At 72.6% G+C, this 20,206-nt stretch carries 19 protein-coding genes; 12 read left to right on the plus strand and 7 right to left on the minus strand.

What is annotated here, in order from left to right:
* Positions 1 to 6 precede the first annotated feature (6 nt).
* Positions 7 to 1,557 (minus strand): ABC transporter substrate-binding protein, encoded by a 1,551-nt coding sequence (locus KZC56_RS03600; protein ID WP_136035409.1) that lies wholly within the window; start codon positions 1,555 to 1,557, stop codon positions 7 to 9.
* A gap of 163 nt (positions 1,558 to 1,720) precedes the next feature.
* Between KZC56_RS03600 and KZC56_RS03605 the strand changes: the two genes are divergently transcribed.
* From KZC56_RS03605 to KZC56_RS03615, 3 genes are all read left to right on the plus strand, one after another.
* Complete coding sequence (locus KZC56_RS03605; protein WP_136030814.1) at positions 1,721 to 2,623, plus strand: MurR/RpiR family transcriptional regulator; 903 nt, start codon at positions 1,721 to 1,723, stop codon at positions 2,621 to 2,623.
* On the plus strand, positions 2,620 to 3,765 hold the full coding sequence (locus KZC56_RS03610) for an MFS transporter (RefSeq protein ID WP_247637889.1): 1,146 nt from the start codon (positions 2,620 to 2,622) through the stop codon (positions 3,763 to 3,765). The genes KZC56_RS03605 and KZC56_RS03610 overlap by 4 nt, the downstream gene beginning before the upstream one ends.
* A gap of 120 nt (positions 3,766 to 3,885) precedes the next feature.
* Positions 3,886 to 4,209, plus strand: coding sequence for a hypothetical protein (locus KZC56_RS03615; RefSeq protein WP_136036469.1), 324 nt, complete (start codon positions 3,886 to 3,888; stop codon positions 4,207 to 4,209).
* 18 nt (positions 4,210 to 4,227) lie between these two features.
* Here KZC56_RS03615 and KZC56_RS03620 read toward each other — a convergent pair whose 3' ends face one another.
* Both KZC56_RS03620 and pyrE read right to left on the minus strand, forming a co-directional pair.
* Positions 4,228 to 5,130 carry an ROK family protein gene (locus tag KZC56_RS03620; RefSeq protein WP_247637890.1) on the minus strand — a complete coding sequence of 301 codons (903 nt, stop codon included), beginning with the start codon at positions 5,128 to 5,130 and terminating at the stop codon, positions 4,228 to 4,230.
* Complete coding sequence (gene pyrE / locus KZC56_RS03625) at positions 5,127 to 5,687, minus strand: orotate phosphoribosyltransferase (RefSeq protein ID WP_136036467.1); 561 nt, start codon at positions 5,685 to 5,687, stop codon at positions 5,127 to 5,129. Before pyrE ends, KZC56_RS03620 begins: the two co-directional genes overlap by 4 nt.
* Positions 5,688 to 5,724: 37 nt before the next feature.
* Between pyrE and KZC56_RS03630 the strand changes: the two genes are divergently transcribed.
* The gene (locus tag KZC56_RS03630) at positions 5,725 to 6,570 is read left to right on the plus strand and encodes an exodeoxyribonuclease III (protein WP_136036466.1); all 846 of its coding nucleotides are present in this window, start codon (positions 5,725 to 5,727) and stop codon (positions 6,568 to 6,570) included.
* A gap of 14 nt (positions 6,571 to 6,584) precedes the next feature.
* The gene (locus tag KZC56_RS03635) at positions 6,585 to 7,388 is read left to right on the plus strand and encodes an HAD family hydrolase (RefSeq protein ID WP_247637891.1); all 804 of its coding nucleotides are present in this window, start codon (positions 6,585 to 6,587) and stop codon (positions 7,386 to 7,388) included.
* 6 nt (positions 7,389 to 7,394) lie between these two features.
* Here KZC56_RS03635 and KZC56_RS03640 read toward each other — a convergent pair whose 3' ends face one another.
* From KZC56_RS03640 to KZC56_RS03650, 3 genes are read right to left on the minus strand one after another with little or no spacing between them, the layout of a single operon-like run.
* Positions 7,395 to 8,033 (minus strand): dihydrofolate reductase family protein, encoded by a 639-nt coding sequence (locus tag KZC56_RS03640; RefSeq protein ID WP_136028511.1) that lies wholly within the window; start codon positions 8,031 to 8,033, stop codon positions 7,395 to 7,397.
* 1 nt (position 8,034) lies between these two features.
* Complete coding sequence (locus KZC56_RS03645; protein ID WP_247637892.1) at positions 8,035 to 8,346, minus strand: winged helix-turn-helix transcriptional regulator; 312 nt, start codon at positions 8,344 to 8,346, stop codon at positions 8,035 to 8,037.
* Positions 8,343 to 8,747 carry a VOC family protein gene (locus KZC56_RS03650; RefSeq protein WP_247637893.1) on the minus strand — a complete coding sequence of 135 codons (405 nt, stop codon included), beginning with the start codon at positions 8,745 to 8,747 and terminating at the stop codon, positions 8,343 to 8,345. Before KZC56_RS03650 ends, KZC56_RS03645 begins: the two co-directional genes overlap by 4 nt.
* A gap of 103 nt (positions 8,748 to 8,850) precedes the next feature.
* Between KZC56_RS03650 and KZC56_RS03655 the strand changes: the two genes are divergently transcribed.
* The 5 genes from KZC56_RS03655 (at position 8,851) to KZC56_RS03675 (ending at position 14,080) form a co-directional block, all read left to right on the plus strand.
* A complete protein-coding gene (locus KZC56_RS03655; RefSeq protein ID WP_206252442.1) occupies positions 8,851 to 10,104 on the plus strand; it encodes a sensor histidine kinase in 1,254 nt (417 codons plus the stop codon).
* Positions 10,101 to 10,793 carry a response regulator gene (locus KZC56_RS03660; protein WP_247637894.1) on the plus strand — a complete coding sequence of 231 codons (693 nt, stop codon included), beginning with the start codon at positions 10,101 to 10,103 and terminating at the stop codon, positions 10,791 to 10,793. The genes KZC56_RS03655 and KZC56_RS03660 overlap by 4 nt, the downstream gene beginning before the upstream one ends.
* Before the next feature lie 38 nt (positions 10,794 to 10,831).
* Positions 10,832 to 12,004: a benzoate/H(+) symporter BenE family transporter gene (locus KZC56_RS03665; RefSeq protein ID WP_136028484.1), complete on the plus strand. Its 1,173-nt coding sequence runs from the start codon at positions 10,832 to 10,834 to the stop codon at positions 12,002 to 12,004.
* 91 nt (positions 12,005 to 12,095) lie between these two features.
* On the plus strand, positions 12,096 to 12,980 hold the full coding sequence (locus tag KZC56_RS03670; protein ID WP_247638853.1) for an ABC transporter ATP-binding protein: 885 nt from the start codon (positions 12,096 to 12,098) through the stop codon (positions 12,978 to 12,980).
* Complete coding sequence (locus tag KZC56_RS03675; protein WP_136044416.1) at positions 12,977 to 14,080, plus strand: ABC transporter permease; 1,104 nt, start codon at positions 12,977 to 12,979, stop codon at positions 14,078 to 14,080. Before KZC56_RS03670 ends, KZC56_RS03675 begins: the two co-directional genes overlap by 4 nt.
* 66 nt (positions 14,081 to 14,146) lie before the next feature.
* Here KZC56_RS03675 and KZC56_RS03680 read toward each other — a convergent pair whose 3' ends face one another.
* Complete coding sequence (locus KZC56_RS03680; RefSeq protein WP_247637895.1) at positions 14,147 to 17,608, minus strand: proline dehydrogenase family protein; 3,462 nt, start codon at positions 17,606 to 17,608, stop codon at positions 14,147 to 14,149.
* Between the two features lie 138 nt (positions 17,609 to 17,746).
* On the opposite strand from KZC56_RS03680, the gene KZC56_RS03685 reads away from it, so the two are divergent.
* On the plus strand, positions 17,747 to 18,655 hold the full coding sequence (locus KZC56_RS03685; protein WP_247637896.1) for a LysR family transcriptional regulator: 909 nt from the start codon (positions 17,747 to 17,749) through the stop codon (positions 18,653 to 18,655).
* A gap of 60 nt (positions 18,656 to 18,715) precedes the next feature.
* A complete protein-coding gene (locus tag KZC56_RS03690) occupies positions 18,716 to 20,203 on the plus strand; it encodes a glycosyltransferase (protein ID WP_247637897.1) in 1,488 nt (495 codons plus the stop codon).
* Positions 20,204 to 20,206: the final 3 nt, after the last annotated feature.

A 20,206-nucleotide genomic window follows, 5' to 3' on the forward strand; every position in this document is an offset into this window, starting at 1 on the left:
GGTCCGCTACTGGATGGAGGTGGTCCGCAGGTACTGCAGCGAGCCGTTCGCCATCGGGGTGAAGCCGTCCACGCTGGTGGCGGTGGCCGTGTAGGTGTAGCTGGTGAACAGCCAGATCCAGGCGGCGTTGTCCTCGAGGTTCTCGGAGACCTCGGCGTAGATCTCCTTGCGCTTCTCGGTGTCGGCGGTCTGGCGGCCCTCCGCGAACAGCGCGTCGAGCTCGGGCGAGGAGTACCCCGCGACCTTGTTCAGGTTGCCGGTGCTGGTGAAGTAGCGCCCGTACATGCCGTCGGGGTCGGGGCGTCCGCCGTTGAGGGCGACCGCGGCGTCGAAGTCGGCAGCGATCCAGCGGTCGACGAACGCGCCGGACTCGAGCACCTCGAGGTCGAGCGTGATGTCGGCGTCGGCGAGCTGCGCCTTCAGGTTCTGCGCCTCGTTGACGGAGGTGGCGTACTCGCCCTGCGACACGATCGTCTTGATCGTGACGCCGTCCTCCTTGCCGGCCTTCTTCAGGTATTCGGCCGCCTTGTCGAGGTCGCGCTCGGGGCACGGGCGCGCGTCGGGGTCGGACTTGAACGCCGGCGACGTGATGGGCCCGGTGACCTCGCCCTCGCCGAGCGCGGCGGTCTCCAGCACCTCCTCGCGGTCGATCGCGCACTGGATCGCGAGCCGCACGTTCACGTCGGCCAGGTCGCCGCGCGTGGCGTTGAGCTGAAGGGCGTGGTAGCTGAGCTGCGGGGTCGTGGCGACCTCGACGTTCGCGCCCTCGGCGGTCTGGGCGACCAGCGGGTCGTCGAACACCGCGAGCTGCACGTTGCCGGACTGCATGGCCGACACGATCGACGACTCGTCGGGGATCACGCGGAACTCGACCGTGTCGAGCAGCGCCTTGTCGCCCCAGTAGTCGTCGTTCTTGGCGAGCGTGAGCGACTGGCTGGCGGTGCGGTCCTCGAGCACGAACGGGCCGGTGCCGTTCGGGGTGGTGTTGAGCGCTTCCTCGGTGTCGTCGGAGGAGAGCATGGCCATGTTGATCACGGCGAGGTTGGCGGGCAGGGCCGCGTCGGGGGCGCTGAGGGTGAGGGTGACGGTGGTCTCGTCGGTCGCCTCGACCGCGGTGACGGACGCGAGCGAGCTGCGCGCGACGGCCGCGGTGGCCTCGGCGGCGATCGCGTCGAGGGAGTACTTCACGTCTTCGGAGCCGAACGTGCTGCCGTCGGCGAAGGTGACGCCCTCGCGGAGGTGGAAGGTGACGGTGAGGCCGTCTTCCGAGACGTCCCACGACTCGGCGAGGCCGGGCACCACGTTCAGGTCCTCGTCGAACTCGGTGAGCGTGCCGTACAGGTTCTGCAGGACGTTGACCGCCTGGAACTGCGTGGCCTTCCACGGGAAGAGGGTGTCCGGGTCGCTGGTGACGCCGATGACGAGGTCGCCGCCCGCGGTGCCGCCCTCGGAGGGCGAGGGGTTCGACGCCGGCGCGGAACACCCGGTGATGACGAGCGCCATCGCGACGCCCGCGGCGGAGAGAGCGCCGAATGACGCCCGCCGTACTGTGCTCATGCTGTTTCCTCCTGGCTGGGACCGCGTCGCCCTGGCTGGGTTCAGGCGATGCTGCCTGACGTCCCGTGAACATCGTCGGTCTGGGTGGTACCAAAAGTACACGAAGGTCGCTGTCGGTGTAACAGAAGTTCCTCTACTGTTATGAACACCGATCGGAGAACACATGTCCCACGACGCCGCCCGCGACGACGCCGGCGCTCCCCCCGTGCTGGTGCGCATGCGGGCGATCCGCCCCGAGCTCCGCCCGAGCGAGCAGCGCATCGCCGATCTCTTCCTCGCCGACCCGGCCGCCACCGCCGGCCTCTCGGTCGCCGAGCTCGCCCACCGCTGCGACACCTCCACCACCTCCGTCGTCCGCTTCTGCAAGCGCCTGGGATACGAGCACGTGCGCGAGCTGCGCAACCACGTGCTGCGCGAGGTGGAGCGCGAGACGTACGACACCGCCGCGCTCCCCGCCGTGTCGGGCGACATCGACCGCAACGACACGCTCGCCGACATCGTGGCGAAGGTCTCCCTCGCCGAGACGCTGTCGCTCGCCGACACCGCCAAGGTGCTCGACACCGAGTCGCTGCGCGCCGCGGTCGAGGCGATCACGTCGTCGAGCCGCGTCGACATCTTCGGTGTCGGGGCCAGCTCGATCGTCGGCCTCGACCTCCAGCGCAAGCTCACCCGGATCGGGCGGACGGCCCTGGAGTGGTCCGATCCGCACGCCGCCTGGACCTCCGCCGCCACCCTCGGCCCCGGCAACGTCGCCATCGCGGTGTCGCACAGCGGCGCGACCACCGACACCATCGAGTTCCTCCTCCTCGCCCGCAAGGCGGGGGCCACCACGATCGCGATCACCAACCACGCGGGCGCGCCGCTGGCCGGGCAGGCCGACATCGTGCTGACGACCGCCGCGCGCGAGACCGGGTTCCGCTCCGGCGCACTCGGCAGCCGCATCGCCCAGCTCATGGTCGTCGACTGCATCTTCATCGGGGTCGCCCAGTCGAACTACGACCGCTCGATGGAGGCGCTGCGCGACACGTTCGCGGCCGTGCACCACGTGCGCGCCAACGGCGCATGACGGGCGCGGACGGCCGGATCCGCCTCGGCCTGTTCAGCGCGTTCGCAGGACTCGGCGTGACCGCGGCGTTCGTCCCCGCCGTGCTGCCCTCGGCGCAGCGGGACATCGGCGCCGACCTCAGCGCCGCGGTGCCCGTGCTCTTCGCCGGGCTGCTGGTGGGCGTGCTGGCCTCGGGTCCGCTGCTGACGCGGAAGCCCCCGCGCACGACACTGCTGCTCGGCAGCGCCCTGCAGGCCGTGGCGCTCGTCGCCGCCGCGTGGGCGGGCGACGCGGCCGTGTTCATCGCCGCCGCCGCCGTCGCCGGGTTCGGCTTCGGGCTCGTGGAGGCCTCGGGCTCGGTGGCCGCGAAGGCCGCGAGCACGGGCAGCGCGACCGGGCTGCTGAGTGCGCTGATGGGCACGGTCGCCGTGTGCGCCGCGGCCACCCCGCTCGCGGTGGTGCTGGGAGCGCACACCCGTCCGCTGCTGGCCCTTCTCGCCGCGGTGCCGCTGGTGACCGTGTCGGTGCTCATCGCGCCCGTGCCGACGGTCGCCGCGAAAGCCCCGGCGCCGCGTGACGTGCGGTCGCTCGCGGTGCTGCTGCCGTTCGCGCTCGCCCTGCCGCTCTACGTGGGGGTCGAGACCGTGCTCTCCGGCTGGTCGGCCGTGATCCCGGAGCGCGTGCTCACGCTCGAACCGGCCGCGGCCGCGCTCGGCACCTCCGCGTTCTGGGGCCTGATGGCGGCGGGCCGATTCGGGGCAGCGGCCCTGCGCCGCGCGTCGGTGCCTCCGCTCGCGATCCTGGTCGCGGCCACGGCGGGCGCGGCCGTGCTGATGGGCGTGGCCGGCGCGCTCGTGGGCCCTCAGCCGGTGGGAGCGCTCGTGGCCCTGGCGGCGGTGGTCGTGCTGCTCGCGCCGAGCTACGGCCTGATCCTCGGCCTCGCCCTCGACCGCCTCGACCCCGCACGGAGCGCCGCCGTGACCGGGGCCCTGGTCGCCTGCGGCGCGGTGGGCGGCACCTTCGTGCCCACGCTGATCCTGCTCATCGGTCGGGATCCGGCAGCTCCTGCGACCTTCGTCGTCTCGGCCGTGCTGTGCGCTGTCGTCCCGGTCCTGATGCTCGTGACGTCGCGCTCCGGACGGCGCGTGTCGGCGACCGGCTGAGGCGCTCCTCCTCCCCCATCCGCGCTTCTCTCCCCTTCCTCACAGATGCCGGGATTCCGGGAGTCGCCACACCCGCGGCGACGTATCGTCGAAGACACACCGCACCCGAGGAGAGCATCCGTGTCCACCGACAGCCTGACGGTCGTCATCAGCGCGATCGGCATCGTGCTCACCCTCGGCACCGGCATGTTCGCCGCCATGGCCTGGGTCGTGCGCCGCATCGATGCCGTCGACGCGAAGCTCACCACCCGCATCGACGCCGTCGACGAGAAGCTCACCACCCGTATCGACAGCGTCGAGGACAAGCTCACCACCCGTATCGACACCGTCGAGGAGAAGCTCACCACCCGCCTCGACGCCGTCGCATCCGACGTCACCGACCTCAAGATCGCCGTCGCCCGCCTCGAGGGACCACCCCGCCACCTGCTGACCGCCGCCCGCTGAGGGCGTGCGCGTGAGGGTTCAACGGAGCGCGAGGGCGGCGGCGCCGATGAGGGGCCCTTCGTCGCCGAGGCCCGAGCGCACGGCCCGGGTACGCCGGGAGTACGGGTGCACGGCGTGCGCGGTGAGCGCCTGCTGCACGAGGTCGATGTAGTCGGACGACACCCGCGAGAACCCGCCGCCGATGGCCACCACGTCGAGGTCGACCAGGGTCGCGGCGTCCGCGAGCGCTTCGCCGACCGCGCGGGCCGAGCGCTCGATGGCCGCGCGGGCGATCGCGTCTCCGGCTGCCGCGTCGCGCGCGAGGTCCTCCCCCGTCGCGCCGGTCCACCCCTGCTCCTGCGCCCAGGCGGCGCTCGCGGGGCCGGAGGCGATCTCCTCGAGCGTGAGCCCTCCCTCGCGGCGCACCTGACCGAGGTGACCCGCGTTGCCGGTGGCTCCCGGGATGTAGGCGCCGTTCACCACGAAGCCGCCGCCGACGCCCGTCGACACCACGATCGACAGCGAGGCCCCCGCGTCACGGGTCGCCCCGAGCCACGACTCCGCCAGGGCGAGGGCGCCCCCGTCGTGGCCGAGCGTCGTGGGAAGGTCGCGGCCGAGCACCGCCGTCGCCGCGTCCCGCACCGCCGCCGCGAGGGCGAAGCCGTGCGCGAGCGGCATGTTCACCGGCTCGATGGTGCCCGCGACGCGATCCACCGGACCGGCGCTGCCGATCCCCGCCCCGACGAGTTCCGCGCCGGCCGGCAGCGCGGCCAGGGCGTGCCGCACGATCGCGTCGACCGCGGCGGCGAGGGCCGGGGGCGTGGCCTCGCGCCCGGTGGGCTGGCGGCTGCGGCTACCTTCGACGAGCACGCCGTCCGCCGAGACGAGGGCGGCCTCCATCTTGGTGCCGCCGACGTCGACGGCCAGGGCGTAGCGGGTCACTGCGGGTCGAGCCCGAGGTCGTCGAGGTCGAACGCGGCGCGCCACTCCAGCCCCTCGGCTTCGATGGCCGCCTGCGCTCCGGTCTTGCGGTCGACGATCACGGCGACGGCCACGACCTCGGCGCCCTCCGTGCGCAGCGCCTCGACGGCCTTGAGCGCGGACTGCCCGGTGGTCGACGTGTCCTCCAGCACGACCACGCGCTTGCCCTTCACGTCGGCGCCCTCGATCTGACGGCCGCGGCCGTGGTCCTTGGGCTCCTTGCGCACGACGAACGCGTCGAGCGGACGGTCGGTGCCGACCGAGGCGTGCAGCACGGAGTTCGCGATGGGGTCGGCGCCGAGCGTGAGACCGCCGACCGCGACGACGTCGAGGTCGGCGATCAGGTCGAGCATGATCCGGCCGATGGCGGGAGCGGCGCGGTGGTCGAGCGTGAGCTTGCGCATGTCGACGTAGTAGGTGGCCTTCTTGCCGCTGGAGAGGGTGAAGTCGCCGTGGAACACCGCCTCGTCGGTGATGAGGTCGAGGAGGGTCTGGCGGTCTGCGTCGAGTGCGGTCACGGCATCCAGTGTAGGAGGCCGCAACTAGGCTGGACGCATGCGCTTGGCCACCTGGAACGTCAACTCCATCCGCACCCGTGTCGCCCGCACCGTCGAGTTCGCCGTCCGTGAAGACATCGACGTGCTCGCGATGCAGGAGGTGAAGTGCAAGCCGGAGCAGTTCCCCTTCGCCCCCTTCGAGGAGGCCGGCTACCACGTCGAGGTTCACGGCCTGAACCAGTGGAACGGCGTCGCGATCGCCAGCCGCCTGCCCATCACCGACGTGCGCACCGCGTTCGACGGGATGCCCGGTTTCGCCAAGGGTCACGAGGGCCCCGACGCTCCGCAGGAGGCGCGCGCGCTCGGGGTGATGGTCGACGGCGTGCGCGTGTGGAGCCTGTACGTGCCGAACGGGCGCTCCCTCGACGACCCGCACTACGCGTACAAGCTGCACTGGCTCGAGCAGCTGAGGCAGTCCACCGCGGCCGAGCTGTCGGCGAACCCCGACCTGCCGCTCGCCCTCGTCGGCGACTTCAACATCATCCCGTTCGACCACGACAACGGCGACCCCGACATCGTGGTGGGCCGCTCGACGCACGTCTCGCCCGCCGAGCGTGAGGCGTTCTTCGCCCTGGCCGATGCCGGTGTCACCGATGTGGTGCGCCCGCTGCTGCCCGAGGGCTACACCTACTGGGACTACCAGCGGCTCAAGTTCCCGCGCAACGAGGGCATCCGCATCGACTTCATCCTCGGTTCGAAGACGCTGGCCGACGCGGTCACCGGCGCCTCGATCCATCGCAACGAGCGCAAGGGCGAGCAGCCCAGCGACCACGTGCCCGTGGTGGTGGACCTCGACTTCGGCGGAGCAGACGCCGACGACGACCTGCCGATGATCTTCTCCTGACGGAGCGCGACGACGTGCGACTGATCGCGACCGATCTCGACGGCACGCTGCTCGACCCCTCCTCCTCCGTGACACCGCGCACCCGCGCGGCGCTCGACGCGGCGCGGGAACGGGGCATCCCCGTGGTGCCCGTCACCGCGCGCCAGCCGATCGGACTGCGCGCGATCGCCGCCGACGCCGGATTCGACGGGTGGGCGCTGTGCAGCAACGGCGCCTACGCGGTGCACCTCGGCGACGGACGGATGCTGTTCGCCGAGGAGCTGCCGTCCGACACGATCCGCACGCTCGCCGATGCCCTCCGCGCGAGCATCCCCGGGCTGCTGTTCGCGAGCGTGCGCGAGGGCGGCGAGACCTTCGTCGCGCAGGACGGCTACGCGGCGATCGCGAGCCTGTCCGACCACAAGCGCGATCCGGCGACGATGGGCGGCGTGCCGCTGGAGCAGGTGCTCGCGGCGCCGAGCCTGAAGCTCGTGATCCGCCACCCGGAGCTCGCACCCGCCGCACTGTTCGACACGCTGCGCTCGCTCGGGCTCACCGGCTTCGAAGCCACCCTGTCCGGTGCGCCGTTCGTGGAGGTGATGGCCGAGGGCGTGACGAAGGCGACCGGGCTCGCGCGGCTGTGTGCGCACCTGGACATCGACCGCGCCGAGGTCGTCGCGTTCGGCGACGCGCTGAACGACGTCGAGATGCTCCGCTGGGCGGGGCGCGGGGTGGCGATGGCGCACGCGGAGCCCGTGGTGCGGGACGCCGCCGACGAGGTCACCGCGACCAACGACGAGGACGGCGTCGCGCGCGTGATCGAGCGACTGCTGAGCTGACCCGCCTCAGGCGCCGAACGTGCCGACCTCCGGGGTTCGATCGGTGCGGCCGTAGCGGAGGAGCATCACGCCCGCGTCGTCGACGACCGGCGGTTCGAGCAGTCGCAGCACCGACGGGAGCGCTGCGTCGTCGAACACCTTCTTCCCCGTGCCGAGCAGCAGCGGGTACACCCACAGGTTGAGCTGATCGAACAGCCCCTCGGCGAGCAGGGTGTGCACGAAGTCGATGCTGCCGATCACGTGCACCTCGCGGTGGGTCGCGCGCAGGCGAGCGATCTCGGCGGCCAGGTCGTCGCCCACGCGCGAGCTGCCCTGCCAGTCGAGCGCGAGGTCGGGGTTCCGCGACGCCACGTACTTCGGCACCGCGTCGAAGAGCCGGCCGATGTGGCCCTCCTCGCCGTCGGTGTGCTGCGGCCAGTACGAGGCGAAGATGTCGTAGGTGCGGCGGCCGAGCAGCAGCGCGTCGAGGCCCCGCATGCCCGCGTCGACCTCGGCGCCCATGCCGGGTGAGGGGTAACCGGCCTGCCATCCGCTGAACCGGAATCCGCCCGAGGTGTCCTCCCCCACGCCGCCGGGGCCCTGGGCCACGCCGTCGAGGGTGCTGAACAGGTCGATCAGGATGCGACCGGGTGCGTCGTCGCTCATGTCACTTCTCCGTTCTCGTCGAGGGAACTTCATCCTCCTCCGCGGCACCCCACGCCCGCAGCGCCTCGATCGCCTCCCGCAGTGCGAGCCCGCGGGCGGTGAGCGCGTACGCCCGGGTGTTGTGCCGGAGCGGCAGTCGCGCGAGCACCCCGGCGGCCTCCAGCTCGCGCAGGCGCGTGGCGAGGATGTTCGTAGGGACTCCGAGGTCGCGCTGCAGATCGCCGTAGCGCTGGGGTCCGTCGAGCAGCCGCTCCACGATCAGCAGCGCCCAGCGCGCCCCGACCACGCCGAGCGCGGCACCGAGGTCGCTCACGCGTCGGCGTCGGCGTCCGGCTTCATCCAGAACGGCGAGTAGTGGTAGCCGTCGGGGTCGTCGAACTGGCGCTGGTACATGAAGGGGTAGTCGTCGGTGTCGCCGATGCGCCCGCCTGCCGCTCTCGCGCGCTCGACCAGCTCGTCGACCGCCTCGCGGCTGCCGAGGTCGAACGAGACGGTGACCTTGGACGGGGTGTCGGGGCCGCCGACGAGCTCGTCGATGCCGCCGACGCTGGCGTACATCTCGCGGCTGCCGAGCATGACGTACTGCCCGGGCGCGATGGCGAAGCACGACACGTTGTGGTCGGACATCTCCTCGTTGAGGGTCCAGCCGATGGCCGTGTAGAAGGCGGTCGCGCGTTCGACGCTCTCGACCGGGCAGGTGAGGAAGAGGCTCATGCGGTGATACTTGCAAAAAACAAGTGCGCGGTCAAGACCCCTCCGCGCCACCTCCGCCGTCCGGGGGATGCGGCCCCGCCGAACGCCGCCCTACGGTGGAGGGATGCCCTTCACCCGCACGCCGACCGAGCGCGACCGCCGCGGCGACCTGCTGCTCGCCGGGGTGCTGTTCGTCGGCGCGATCCTGAGCGCCGCGCTCTCCTCCATCGCCCAGGTGTACGGCGACGAGCAGGCCCCGCTGTGGACCGCCCTCCTCTACGCCGTCGTGGTGTCCGGTCCGCTCGCGTTCCGTCGACGCTGGCCCGGCACCGTGGCCGTGGTCGTATCCGTCGCCTACTTCGCGGCCGTCACGATCCGGGTACCGGAGATCTACGTCGGCAACATCGCGATGTTCATCGGCCTCTACACCGTCGGCGCGTGGATGAACGACCGGCGCCGCGCCCTCATCGTGCGCGTGGCGATCATCGTCGGGATGTTCGTGTGGCTGCTCCTCACGATGTACCGCGACGCGATCAGCGAGGCGGACAAGGCCGAGGTGGTGGCCGGGGCGATGTCGCCCTACGTCGCCTTCATGCTGATCCAGATCCTGCTCAACGGGCTCTACTTCGGCGGGGCCTACTACTTCGGCGAACGGTCCTGGGCCGCCGCCGAGCAGCGGTCGGTGCTGGAGCAGCGCACGACCGAGCTGGAGCGCGAGCGCGAGGTGACGGCGGCGCAGGCCGTCGCCCTCGACCGGGTGCGCATCGCCCGCGAGCTGCACGACGTGGTCGCCCACCACGTCTCGGTCATGGGCGTGCAGGCCGGCGCGGCGCGCCTGGTGCTGGCCCAGGACCCCGCGCGGGCCGCCGAGATCCTGTCGGGCGTCGAGGGCTCGGCGCGCGACGCGATCCACGAGCTGCGGCAGCTGCTGGAGACGCTGCGCACGCCCGGCGGCGAGACCGCGGACGGCGCCTCGACGCTCGGGCTCGACGACATCGCCGAACTCGCGGAGGCCTCGACGGCCGCGGGACTCCCCACCGCGTACACGGTCGTCGGCACTCCGACCGCGGTGCCCTCGGTGGTCGCCGTGAACCTCTACCGCATCGCCCAGGAGTCGCTCACGAACGCCCGCCGTCACGCAGGACCGGGAGCCACGGCCGATGTGCGGGTGCGCTACGACGACGACGGCGTCGAGGTGGAGGTCGTGAACACCGGCCGCGCGATCGCCCAGTTGCGACCGGGCCTCGGGCAGCTCGGGATGCGGGAGCGCGCGACGGCCTCGGGGGGCACGCTGGAGGTGGCGCCGCGGCCGTCCGGCGGGCTGCGCGTGCGGGCCCGGGTGCCCCTCGCCCCGGTCGCGGCGGGAGCGAGCCGATGAGCGCCGGCGCCATCCGCGTGCTGCTCGTGGACGACCATGCGCTGCTGCGCACCGGGTTCCGCACGATCCTGGAGACACAGCCCGACATCACGGTGGTGGGCGAGGCCTCGACCGGAGCGGAGGCCGTGGCCCAGGCGTCCGCCCTGCTCCCCGACGTCATCACGATGGACGTGCAGATGCCCGACATGGACGGCATCGAGGCCACCGAGCGGATCGTCGCGGATCCGGCGGTCCGCGCGGCCATCGCGATCATCACGACGTTCGACCGCGACGACTACCTGTACCGCGCGCTGGATGCCGGGGCCAGCGGCTTCCTGCTGAAGAACGCCGGGGCGGAGGACCTGATCGCCGCGGTCCGCGCCCTCGCCGCGGGTGACGGCATGCTGGCGCCCGAGGTGACGCGGCGCGTGCTCGCCCGGTTCTCCGCGGTGCCCGCGCCGGCCCCCGCGTCGCCCGCGCCGGTGCCGAGCTCCGCACGCACGAACCCCGCGCTCGCCGAGCCGCTCACCGAGCGGGAGGCCGAGGTGCTCGCGCTGCTCGCGGATGCCCGCAGCAACGGCGAGATCGCGCGGGCGCTGTACATCGGCGAGGCGACCGTGAAGACGCACGTGTCGCGCATCCTGCAGAAGCTCGGCGCGCGCGACCGGGTGCAGGCCGTGGTGCTCGCGCACCGGCTCGGGCTCGCCTGACGCGGCCGGGGACCGGGCTCCGCGATAGCCTCTGAGCCATGCCGGAAACCGCTCCCCTGTCGCGCCCGATCCTGGCCGGGGTGGTCACGGCACTGGTCGGTTTCACGAGTTCGTTCGCCGTGGTGCTCGCGGGACTCGACGCGATGGGCGCGACCGCGGCGCAGGCGGCCAGCGGGCTGCTGGCGGTGACGGTGACCATGGGCATCGCGTGCGTGGTGCTGGCGTGGCGCTACCGGATGCCGATCACGGTCGCGTGGTCGACCCCCGGCGCCGCGCTGCTGGCCTCCACCGGGGCGATCGAGGGCGGATGGCCGGCGGCCGTCGGGGCGTTCCTGGTCACCGCGGCCCTGATCCTGCTCACGGCGCTGTGGCCCGCGCTCGGCGCCCTGATCGCCCGCATCCCTCCGTCGATCGCGCAGGCCATGCTCGCCGGGGTGCTGCTGCCGCTGTGCCTCGCACCGATCACGGGCGTCGTCGCGAACCCGTGGGGCGTGGTCCCGGTCGTGCTCACGTGGCTGGTGTTCGCGCGCCTCGCGCCGCGCTGGGCGGTGCCGTTCGCGTTCCTCGCCGCGGCCGCGGTGGTCGCGGTGACCCTGGTGGCGGAGGGCGACGCGGTCGACCCCGCGGTGCTGCTGCCCCGGGTGGAGCTGACCGCTCCGGTGTTCACCGTCGGGGCGCTGGTGGGCGTCGCGCTGCCGCTGTTCATCGTGACCATGGCCTCGCAGAACGTACCGGGCATCGCGATCATGCGCAGCTTCGGCTACGAGGTGCCGTGGCGTCCCGCGATGCTCGTGACCGGGCTCGGCACGGCGCTCGGCGCCACCGCGGGCGGGCACGCGATCAACCTCGCCGCGATCAGCGCGGCCCTCGCGGCCTCCCCCGATGCCGATCCCGATGCGCGGCGCCGCTGGGTCGCCGGAGTGTCGACCGGGGTGTCGTACCTGGTGCTCGGCGGGTTCTCGGCGGCCTTCGCGACGCTCGTGGTGCTGGCCCCCGAGGCCGTGATCCCCGCCGTGGCCGGACTGGCGCTGTTCGCCGCGTTCGGTTCCGCGGTGCAGCAGGCGATCGACGACCCGGGCGAGCGCCTGCCCGCCGTGGTCACGTTCCTCGTCGCCGCGTCGGGCATCGCGGTGCTGGGTGTGAGCGCCGCGTTCTGGGCCCTCGTCGCCGGCCTCCTGGTGCGCACCGTGCTGCACGCCTTCCACCGCTGATCCCCTCCGCCCCACGGCCGAGGAGGGAAGGTCCGCCGCACGGGGGATGCCCTGGAACACGGGGCTCCGTAGCGTGAGGGGCATGACAGGACTGCTCGAACTCTCCGGCATCACCAAGAGCTACGGCTCTCGGCGCGTGCTCGACGACGTCTCCTTCACGGTCGCCCCCGGGCGCCTGACGGGCTTCGTCGGCGGCAACGGCGCCGGCAAGACCACCACCATGCGGATCGTCCTCGGACTGCTGTCGTCGGACGGCGGCCGCGTCGACCTCGATGGCGCCCCGCTCACCACCGCGGACCGCCGCCGCTTCGGCTACATGCCCGAGGAGCGCGGCCTGTACCCGAAGATGAAGGTGCTGGAGCAGATCGTGTATCTCGCGCGACTGCACGGCTTCGCCAAGCAGGATGCCACCGCGCGCGCGACCGCGCTGCTCACGGAGCTCGGGCTCGGGGAGCGGCTGAACGACACGATCGAGTCGCTGTCGCTCGGCAACCAGCAGCGCGCGCAGATCGCCGCCTCCCTCGTGCACGACCCCGAGGTGCTGATCCTCGACGAGCCGTTCTCCGGGCTCGACCCGCTCGCGGTCGACGTGGTCGCCGGCGTGCTGCAGTCGAGCGCCGCGAAGGGCGCCTCGATCCTGTTCTCCTCCCATCAGCTCGACGTGGTGGAACGCCTGTGCGACGACCTCGTGATCCTCGCCGGTGGCACGATCCGCGCCGCGGGCTCGCGTGACTCCCTGCGCGCCGAGCACGCCCGCGACCGCTACGAGCTGGTGTCGGCGGGTGACGCGGGCTGGCTGCGCACCGAGCCGGGCGTCACCGTGATCGACTTCGAGGGCGGCTACGCCCTGTTCGACGCCGACGGTCCGGAGACGGCGCAGCGCGTGCTGCAGTCGGCGGTCGCCCGGGGCGACGTCGCGAGCTTCGCCCCCAAGCACCCGTCCCTCGCCCAGATCTTCAAGGAGGTCATCCAGTGAGCGCCCCCACCCCCTCCCCCACGCGCACGCCCAGCGGCATCTGGCTCGTCGCGGAGCGTGAGATCGGCTCGAAGCTGCGCAGCAAGGCGTTCCTGATCTCCACCGGGATCCTGCTCGTGCTCGCCCTCGCGGGTGTCCTGTTCGGCGGTTTCGCGAGCAAGAACACCGACACCATGCCGGTCGCGGCGACGGCCGACACCGCCTCGGTCGTCTCGGCGATCCCGAACGTCGAGGTCACCACGGTCGCCGACGAGGCCGAGGCGGAGGAACTGGTCCGCGCGGAGAAGGTCGACGCGGCCGTGCTCCCGGCGAGCGGCACCGAGGGTCACACGGGTTACTCGATCGTCGCCCTGCAGGATGCTCCCGGCTCGCTGGTGTCGGCACTGTCTCTGTCGCCCGAGGTCGTGATCCTGGAACCGGTCACCACCAACCCGCTGCTGCGGTACTTCATCGCGATCGCGTTCGGCCTGGTGTTCATGATGGCCGCGGCGACGTTCGGCGGCACGATCGCGCAGAGCGTCGTCGAGGAGAAGCAGACCCGCGTGGTGGAGGTGCTGCTGTCGGCCATCCCCGCGCGCACCCTGCTCGCCGGCAAGGTGGTCGGCAACACGGTGCTGGCGATGGGGCAGATCCTCGCGCTGGCGGCCGTGGCGACGATCGGCCTGATCGTCACGGGTCAACGCGAGGTGCTGACCACGCTCGGCGCCCCGATCCTCTGGTTCGCGGTGTTCTTCCTGTTCGGGTTCATCCTGCTCGCGGCGATGTTCGCCGCGGCGGCCTCGATGGTGTCGCGCCAGGAGGACATCGGCTCCACGACCACCCCGATCACGATGCTGATCATGGCGCCGTACATCCTGGTGATCGTGTTCAACGACAACCCGCTGGTGCTGACGATCATGTCGTACGTGCCGTTCTCCGCCCCGGTCGGCATGCCCATGCGGCTGTTCGTCGGCGAGGCGCAGTGGTGGGAGCCGCTGCTGAGCCTCGTGATCCTGCTCGCGAGCTGCGTGGCCGCGATCGTGATCGGCGCGAAGATCTACGAGAACTCGCTGCTGCGGATGGGCTCGCGCGTCAAGCTCTCCGAGGCCCTGCGCGGCTGATCCCGCACGAGGAAGCCCCCTGCACCGCGGAGGTGCAGGGGGCTTCGGCGTGTGTGCGGCGGCGGGTCAGATGACGCCGTCGGACAGCGAGGTCGGGTTGCCGAAACGGTGGTTGGTGATCGACACGGCCTGCTCGTGCAGGAACGGCAGGATCTCCACGCGACCCGCACCCGTCACCGCGTGCGACCACACGGCCACATCGGGCGAGCCCTCGAGCGCCTGGTACAGCGCCGTGGCGTCGCCGCCCACGAGCCGCACGCGCTGCCACGACCGGGCGCCCTTCGCGTAGCGCTTGGTCCAGGCCGCGTCGGACTCCGTCTTCACGGCGACACCGGCGCCGGAGAGGGCCTTCGCCACGCGCGACGGCAGCGCCGCGGCCGACACGGTGAACGGGCTGCCGCTGCGCAGGGCGGCCGCGAGCACACGCACACCGTCGACGAGCGTCGCGCCCTCCGCGAGGCGCACGTCGACGGCGACCGGGCGGTAGCGGAACACGTTGCGCTCGACCCCGAGGCCGGACTTGTCGCTGACCGCCCCGAACTCGTCCACCCAGGCGCGCTCGTCGGAGGCGGCCGCGCGGTGCAGCCACTCGATCGCGGCCGGGTCGAGCTCGGGCGCGGCGGCCTCGAGCAGCCCCGACACCGCGGGGGTCATGGCGGCACCGGGCGCGGCGGCGGGCAGTTCGGCCGCCCGCCACTCGCCGAGGCCGAACAGGTAGTTCGGGCCGCCCGCCTTGGCGCCGGCGCCCACGGCCGAGCGCTTCCACCCGCCGAACGGCTGCCGCTGCACGATCGCGCCGGTGATGCCGCGGTTCACGTACAGGTTGCCCGCCTCGACCCGGTCGAGCCAGGTCGAGACCTCGGCGGAGTCGAGCGAGTGCAGGCCGGCGGTGAGGCCGTAGTCCACGGCGTTCTGCAGGCGGATGGCCTCGTCGAGGTCCTTCGCGTGCATGATGCCGAGCACGGGGCCGAAGAACTCCGTGAGGTGGAAGTACGAGCCCTCGCGCACACCGGTCTTCACGCCGGGGGTCCACTGCTTCCCCTCGTCGTCGAGCTTGCGGGGCTCGACCAGCCAGCGCTCGCCCTTGTCGAGCGTGGTGAGCGCCGTGAGCAGCTTGCCGTTCGCGGGTTCGATGATCGGGCCCATCTGCGTGGCGGGGTCGTCGGGGAGCCCCACGCGCATCGAGGTCACGGCGTCGACGAGCTGCCGCTCGAACCGCTTCGAGTCCGCGACCGAGCCCACGAGGATCGCGAGGGAGGCGGCGGAGCACTTCTGTCCCGCGTGGCCGAAGGCGCTGCGGGCGACGTCGGCGGCGGCCAGGTCGAGGTCGGCGGAGGGCGTGACGATGATCGCGTTCTTGCCGCTGGTCTCGGCGAGCAGCGGCAGGTCGGCCCGGAACGAGCGGAACAGCTGCGCGGTCTCGTAGGCGCCGGTGAGGATGACCCGGTCGACCTGCGGGCTGGCGACCAGGCGGGTGCCGAGGTCGCGCGAGGCCAGGTCGACGAGGGCGAGGAGGTCGCGCGGCACACCAGCGGCCCACAGCGCCTCCACCATCACGGCACCGCAGCGCTGCGTGAGCTTGGCGGGCTTGATGATCACACCGGAGCCCGACGCGAGGCCGGCCAGCACGCCGCCCGCGGGGATCGCGACGGGGAAGTTCCAGGGCGGCGTGACCACGGTGACCTTCGACGGCACGAACTCCGCGCCCGTCACGGCCTCCAGGTCCTTCGCGCGCTCGGCGTAGTAGTGGGCGAAGTCGATGGCCTCGCTCACCTCGGGATCGGCCTCCGCGATGGTCTTGCCCGCCTCGTTGGCCATGATCTCGATGAGCTGTCCCCGGCGCGCGGCGAGCTCGTCGCCCGCGCGGTGCAGCACGGCGGCACGCTCGGCGGCCGGCAGCGCCGCCCACCGCTCGGCGGCGGCGGTCGCGGCGGTGAAGACCGCATCGAGCTCGGCCTCGGTCTCGATGCGGGCGGCGGCGATCGCGTCACGCCCCAGCGTCGTGGAGACGGAACGGCGCAGGATGTCGCGACCCCAGGCGCGGTTCGCGGCGAGCGCGGGGTCGCTGTCCGGCTGGTTCGCGAAGCCCTCGGTCACGCCGGCGGGGCGCTCGTCCGCCCGGTTCTGCGTGCGGTGCGGTGCCGGAACCCGCAGCGACTCCGGCAGCCCGGCGTCGGCGGCGAGGGCGGCGAGGGAGCGCTCGAACCGCTCGCGCTCACGCGTGAGCAGGGTCGGGTTCGACGCGAGTTCGAACACGGCCGACATGAAGTTCTCCGGGCTCGCGTTCTCCTCCAGGCGGCGCACGAGGTAGGCGATCGCGACGTCGAACTCGGCGGGGTTCACGACCGGCGTGTAGAGCAGCAGGCGGCCGACGTCCTTGCGCACGGCCTCGGCCTGACCGGTCGCCATGCCCAGCAGCATCTCGTACTCGACCGCGTCGGTCACGCCGCGCGCCTTCGCGAGGAGCCAGGTGTAGGCGATGTCGAACAGGTTGTGTCCGGCGACGCCGATGCGCACCGCGTCGAGGCGCTCGGGGGTCATGGCCCAGTCGAGCACCCGCTTGTAGTTCGTGTCGGAGTCCTGCTTGGTGCCGTAGGTCGCGAGCGGCCACCCGTGCACGGTCGCGTCGACCTCTTCCATCGCGAGGTTGGCGCCCTTGACGACGCGGACCTTGATGGGCGCCCCGCCCTTCGCCCGGCGGGCGGTGGCCCACTCCTGCAGGCGCTGCATGGCACCGAGCGCGTCGGGCAGGTAGGCCTGCAGCACGATGCCGGCCTCGAGGTCCTCCAGCCCGGGCTGGTCGAGGATGCTCGTGAAGGCCGCGATCGTCAGGTCGAGGTCGCGGTACTCCTCCATGTCGAGGTTGATGAACTTGGCCTTGCCCGCAGCCTCCGCCTTCGCGGCGAGCCGGTAGAGCGGCGTGAGCTTCTCGACCACGTCGGCGACGGCCTCGTCGAACGACCACATCGACAGCTGGCTGACGACGCTCGACACCTTGATCGACACGTAGTCGACGTCGGGGCGGGCGAGGAAGTCGTACGTGCCCTGCAGGCGGCGGCCGGCCTCGCGCTCGCCCAGCACGGCCTCGCCGAGCAGGTTGAGGTTCAGGCGGTTGCCGGTCTTGCGCAGCTTCGCGATCGCGGGCCCGAGCTTCGACGGGGTGGCGTCGAGCACGAGGTGGCCCACCATCGCCCGCAGCACGCGACGCGAGATGGGGACGACGACGCCGGGGAGCTTGGGCGCCCAGAAGCCGCCGGCCTTGATCGCGGCACGCAGGTAGCCGGGCAGCAGCGTGGGGGTGATGTCGCTGAGCTCGGCGAGCTTGCGGCCGGCGACGCGGAGGTCTTCCGGACGCATGACGCCGTCGACGAAGCCGACCGTGAAGTCGAGACCGTTCGGGTCTTTGAGCACCTCGGAGAGGCGCTGAGCGGCGGGCTCGACGGGGTGGGTCTCGCTCTCGGCGAGCCAGCGCTGCACGAGTGCGGCGACCTCTTCCGTGCGGGGCGTGGTGTCGTCGATGACGGTCATGGGCGGGGTTACCTTCCTCGGCAGCGCACACCCGGGTGACGTGTGCGGCTGGATCATTGTCCAGCCGCTCGGTAGACTCCGTCTATCAACCGATTCGAGTGGATTCTGTTCACTCAGGCTTAACGGACGCGAGGCCCCGTGCTCGACATCACCCGCCTGCGCATGCTCGTGGAGCTGTCGCGTCGTGGCACGCTCTCCGCGGTCGCCGACGCACTGTCCTACAGCAAGGCCTCGGTGTCGCAGCAGCTCGCGGCCCTCGAGCGCGACGTGGGCGTCCCCCTGCTGCGCCGGGTGGGGCGCGGCGTGCAGCTCACCCCGCAGGGCACCGTGCTGGTGACCGAGGCGATCGGCATCCTCGACCAGCTCGAGCACGCCAGGGTCGCGGTCGCGGAATCGCTCACCGAGGTGACGGGGACCGTGCGCCTGGCCGTGTTCCAGTCCACCGCCCACTCGCTCCTGCCCCGCGCCCTCGCCGCGCTCGCGGAACGTCACCCCGCCCTCCGGGTCGAGGTGACCGAGCGCGACCCGGAGTCCGCCCTCGACGCGGTCTCCGGCCGGGAGGACGACCTCATCCTCGCCGAGCAGTATCCCGGGCACAGCCGTCCGATCCACGCCGATCTCGACCGGGTGGCGCTCGCGCACGACGCGATCGCGCTCGCCCGGTGCCCCGGTTCCCCCGCGCACGGCGACCCCGCGACGACGCTCAGGTCGACCAGCACGGCCCCCTGGGTGCTGGAGCCGGCGGGCACCGCCTCGCGCGCCTGGGCCGAGCAGCTGTGCCGCACCGCGGGGTTCGAGCCGGACGTGCGCTTCGAGCTCGCCGACCTCACGGCGCACATCCGCCTGATCCACGCCGGGCTGGCCGTCGGGCTGCTCCCCGAGCTGGTGTGGGCGGGCGACACCCCGACCGTCGACCTCTCCCCGCTGCCGCGCTCCCCGCGCCGCGAGATCTTCTCCTCCGCGCGACGGGTGTCGGCCGCCGCCCCGTCGATCCGCGCCGTGCGGGCCGCCCTCGCCGACGCCGCCTCGCACAACCTCCTCGACTGATCCGCCCGGTCATCCGCGAGGAGGACGCGCCCCGGAGAGCCCCGGGCTATCCTCGGCAAGATGTCGCTCTTCCCTCCCCGCCTCCCGGCCGCCCGGCACTTCGCCCTCACCTGGGGCATCACGGAGCAGTTCGGGGGGATGACGAGCGCGATGCTGCGGCGGTCCCGCTCGTTCCGCCGGATCGGGGGCGTCGACGTCGACCTGCTGACGCTCGACGACGGCCCCGACTACCCCGAGCTCTCGGAGCAGCTGCGGGCGAAGGGCGAGCTGATCGACGGGCTGCGCATCCGCAACCTGTGGGACGAGCTGCGCGCCACCCCGCCCGCACCCCGGGGCGTCATCCCGACGCTGCCGCCGCTGCTGACCCCGGAAGACGACGACACCGTGCGCGCGCACGACGGCGTGGTGCTCAGCCGCGCACGCCGAGACGGGGACGGACACCTGTCGGTCGACCGGTTCCGCCGCGACGGCTCCCTCCTGGCGACCGAGCGCGAGGGGGCGGAGCGGCGCGTGGTCGTGTACGGCGTCGACGGGACCCCGCTGCGCTCCTGGCGCACCAGCTGGGGGCTGTACCGCTGGTGGTTCGACCGCCTGACGGCGGGGCGCGCGAGCTTCCTGCTGGTCGACTCGAAGACCGCCGCGCGACCGGTCGCGGGATACCGCCGTGACCACGTGACGACCCTGCACGTCGTGCACGCCTCGCACCGGGTGGCCGGACGCCCGCGGACGCTCCGCGCCTCCCGGGAGGGCGTCCTGCGACGCGCGGGAGACTTCGACGAGATCGTGGTGCTGACCGAGCGGCAGCGCAGCGACCTCGTGGAAGACCTGGCCGCCCTGGGCGTGCAGGCCCGCGTGCGCACGATCCCGAACGAGGTGACGCTGCCGCCCGCGGTCTCCGCACCCCGTCCGGCCACCCGCGGCGTGGTGGTCGCGTCGCTGGACAAGCGCAAGCGCCTGGGCCACGCGATCGAGGCGCTCGCGAAGGCCCACACCGCGGACGCCCGGATCGAGGCCGACGTCATCGGCGAGGGCCCGGACGAGCCGAAGCTGGCCGCGCGCATCCGCGATCTCGGCGCCGAGGAGTGGATCCGGTTGCGCGGCTTCGACCCGCACGCACGGGAGGAGTTCGCGACCGCCGGGTTCAGCCTGCTCACGTCGACGTCGGAGGGGCTGCCCCTCGTGCTCGTGGAGAGCATGGCGGCCGGGTGCATCCCGCTCGCCTACGACATCCGCTACGGCCCGGCCGACCTGATCCGCGATGGCGTGAACGGCTTCCTGCTCCCCGAGGGCGACGTGGACGGGCTCGCCCGGCGGATCGCGGAGCTCGCCGCGATGCCGCCCGGGCGGGTCGAGGGCATGCGGAGGAAGGCGCGGGCCAGGGCGGCCGAGTTCTCCGACCGGGCGATCACCCGACGGTGGGCGCGCGAACTCCGGGCCGCGTACGACGCGAAGCTGCTGACGGCCGCACGGGAGCAGCCGATGGGCGTGCGGGCGCGGCGACTCGCGGGCGTGGTGCGGCGCCGGGCCCGGTGGGCGCTCGGCCGCTGAGCA

The organism is Microbacterium sufflavum (assembly GCF_023091155.1).
Taxonomy (GTDB): domain Bacteria; phylum Actinomycetota; class Actinomycetes; order Actinomycetales; family Microbacteriaceae; genus Microbacterium; species Microbacterium sufflavum.

Excerpts from the sequence above, each read along its gene's own strand:
- KZC56_RS03600 (WP_136035409.1), bottom strand. The coding sequence starts at position 1,557 with ATGAGCACAGTACGGCGGGCGTCATTCGGCGCTCTCTCCGCCGCGGGC.
- KZC56_RS03605 (WP_136030814.1), top strand. The coding sequence starts at position 1,721 with ATGTCCCACGACGCCGCCCGCGACGACGCCGGCGCTCCCCCCGTGCTG.
- KZC56_RS03610 (WP_247637889.1), top strand. The coding sequence starts at position 2,620 with ATGACGGGCGCGGACGGCCGGATCCGCCTCGGCCTGTTCAGCGCGTTC.
- KZC56_RS03630 (WP_136036466.1), top strand. The coding sequence starts at position 5,725 with ATGCGCTTGGCCACCTGGAACGTCAACTCCATCCGCACCCGTGTCGCC.
- KZC56_RS03640 (WP_136028511.1), bottom strand. The coding sequence starts at position 8,033 with ATGAGCGACGACGCACCCGGTCGCATCCTGATCGACCTGTTCAGCACC.
- KZC56_RS03650 (WP_247637893.1), bottom strand. The coding sequence starts at position 8,747 with ATGAGCCTCTTCCTCACCTGCCCGGTCGAGAGCGTCGAACGCGCGACC.
- KZC56_RS03655 (WP_206252442.1), top strand. The coding sequence starts at position 8,851 with ATGCCCTTCACCCGCACGCCGACCGAGCGCGACCGCCGCGGCGACCTG.
- KZC56_RS03660 (WP_247637894.1), top strand. The coding sequence starts at position 10,101 with ATGAGCGCCGGCGCCATCCGCGTGCTGCTCGTGGACGACCATGCGCTG.
- KZC56_RS03665 (WP_136028484.1), top strand. The coding sequence starts at position 10,832 with ATGCCGGAAACCGCTCCCCTGTCGCGCCCGATCCTGGCCGGGGTGGTC.
- KZC56_RS03680 (WP_247637895.1), bottom strand. The coding sequence starts at position 17,608 with ATGACCGTCATCGACGACACCACGCCCCGCACGGAAGAGGTCGCCGCA.
- KZC56_RS03690 (WP_247637897.1), top strand. The coding sequence starts at position 18,716 with ATGTCGCTCTTCCCTCCCCGCCTCCCGGCCGCCCGGCACTTCGCCCTC.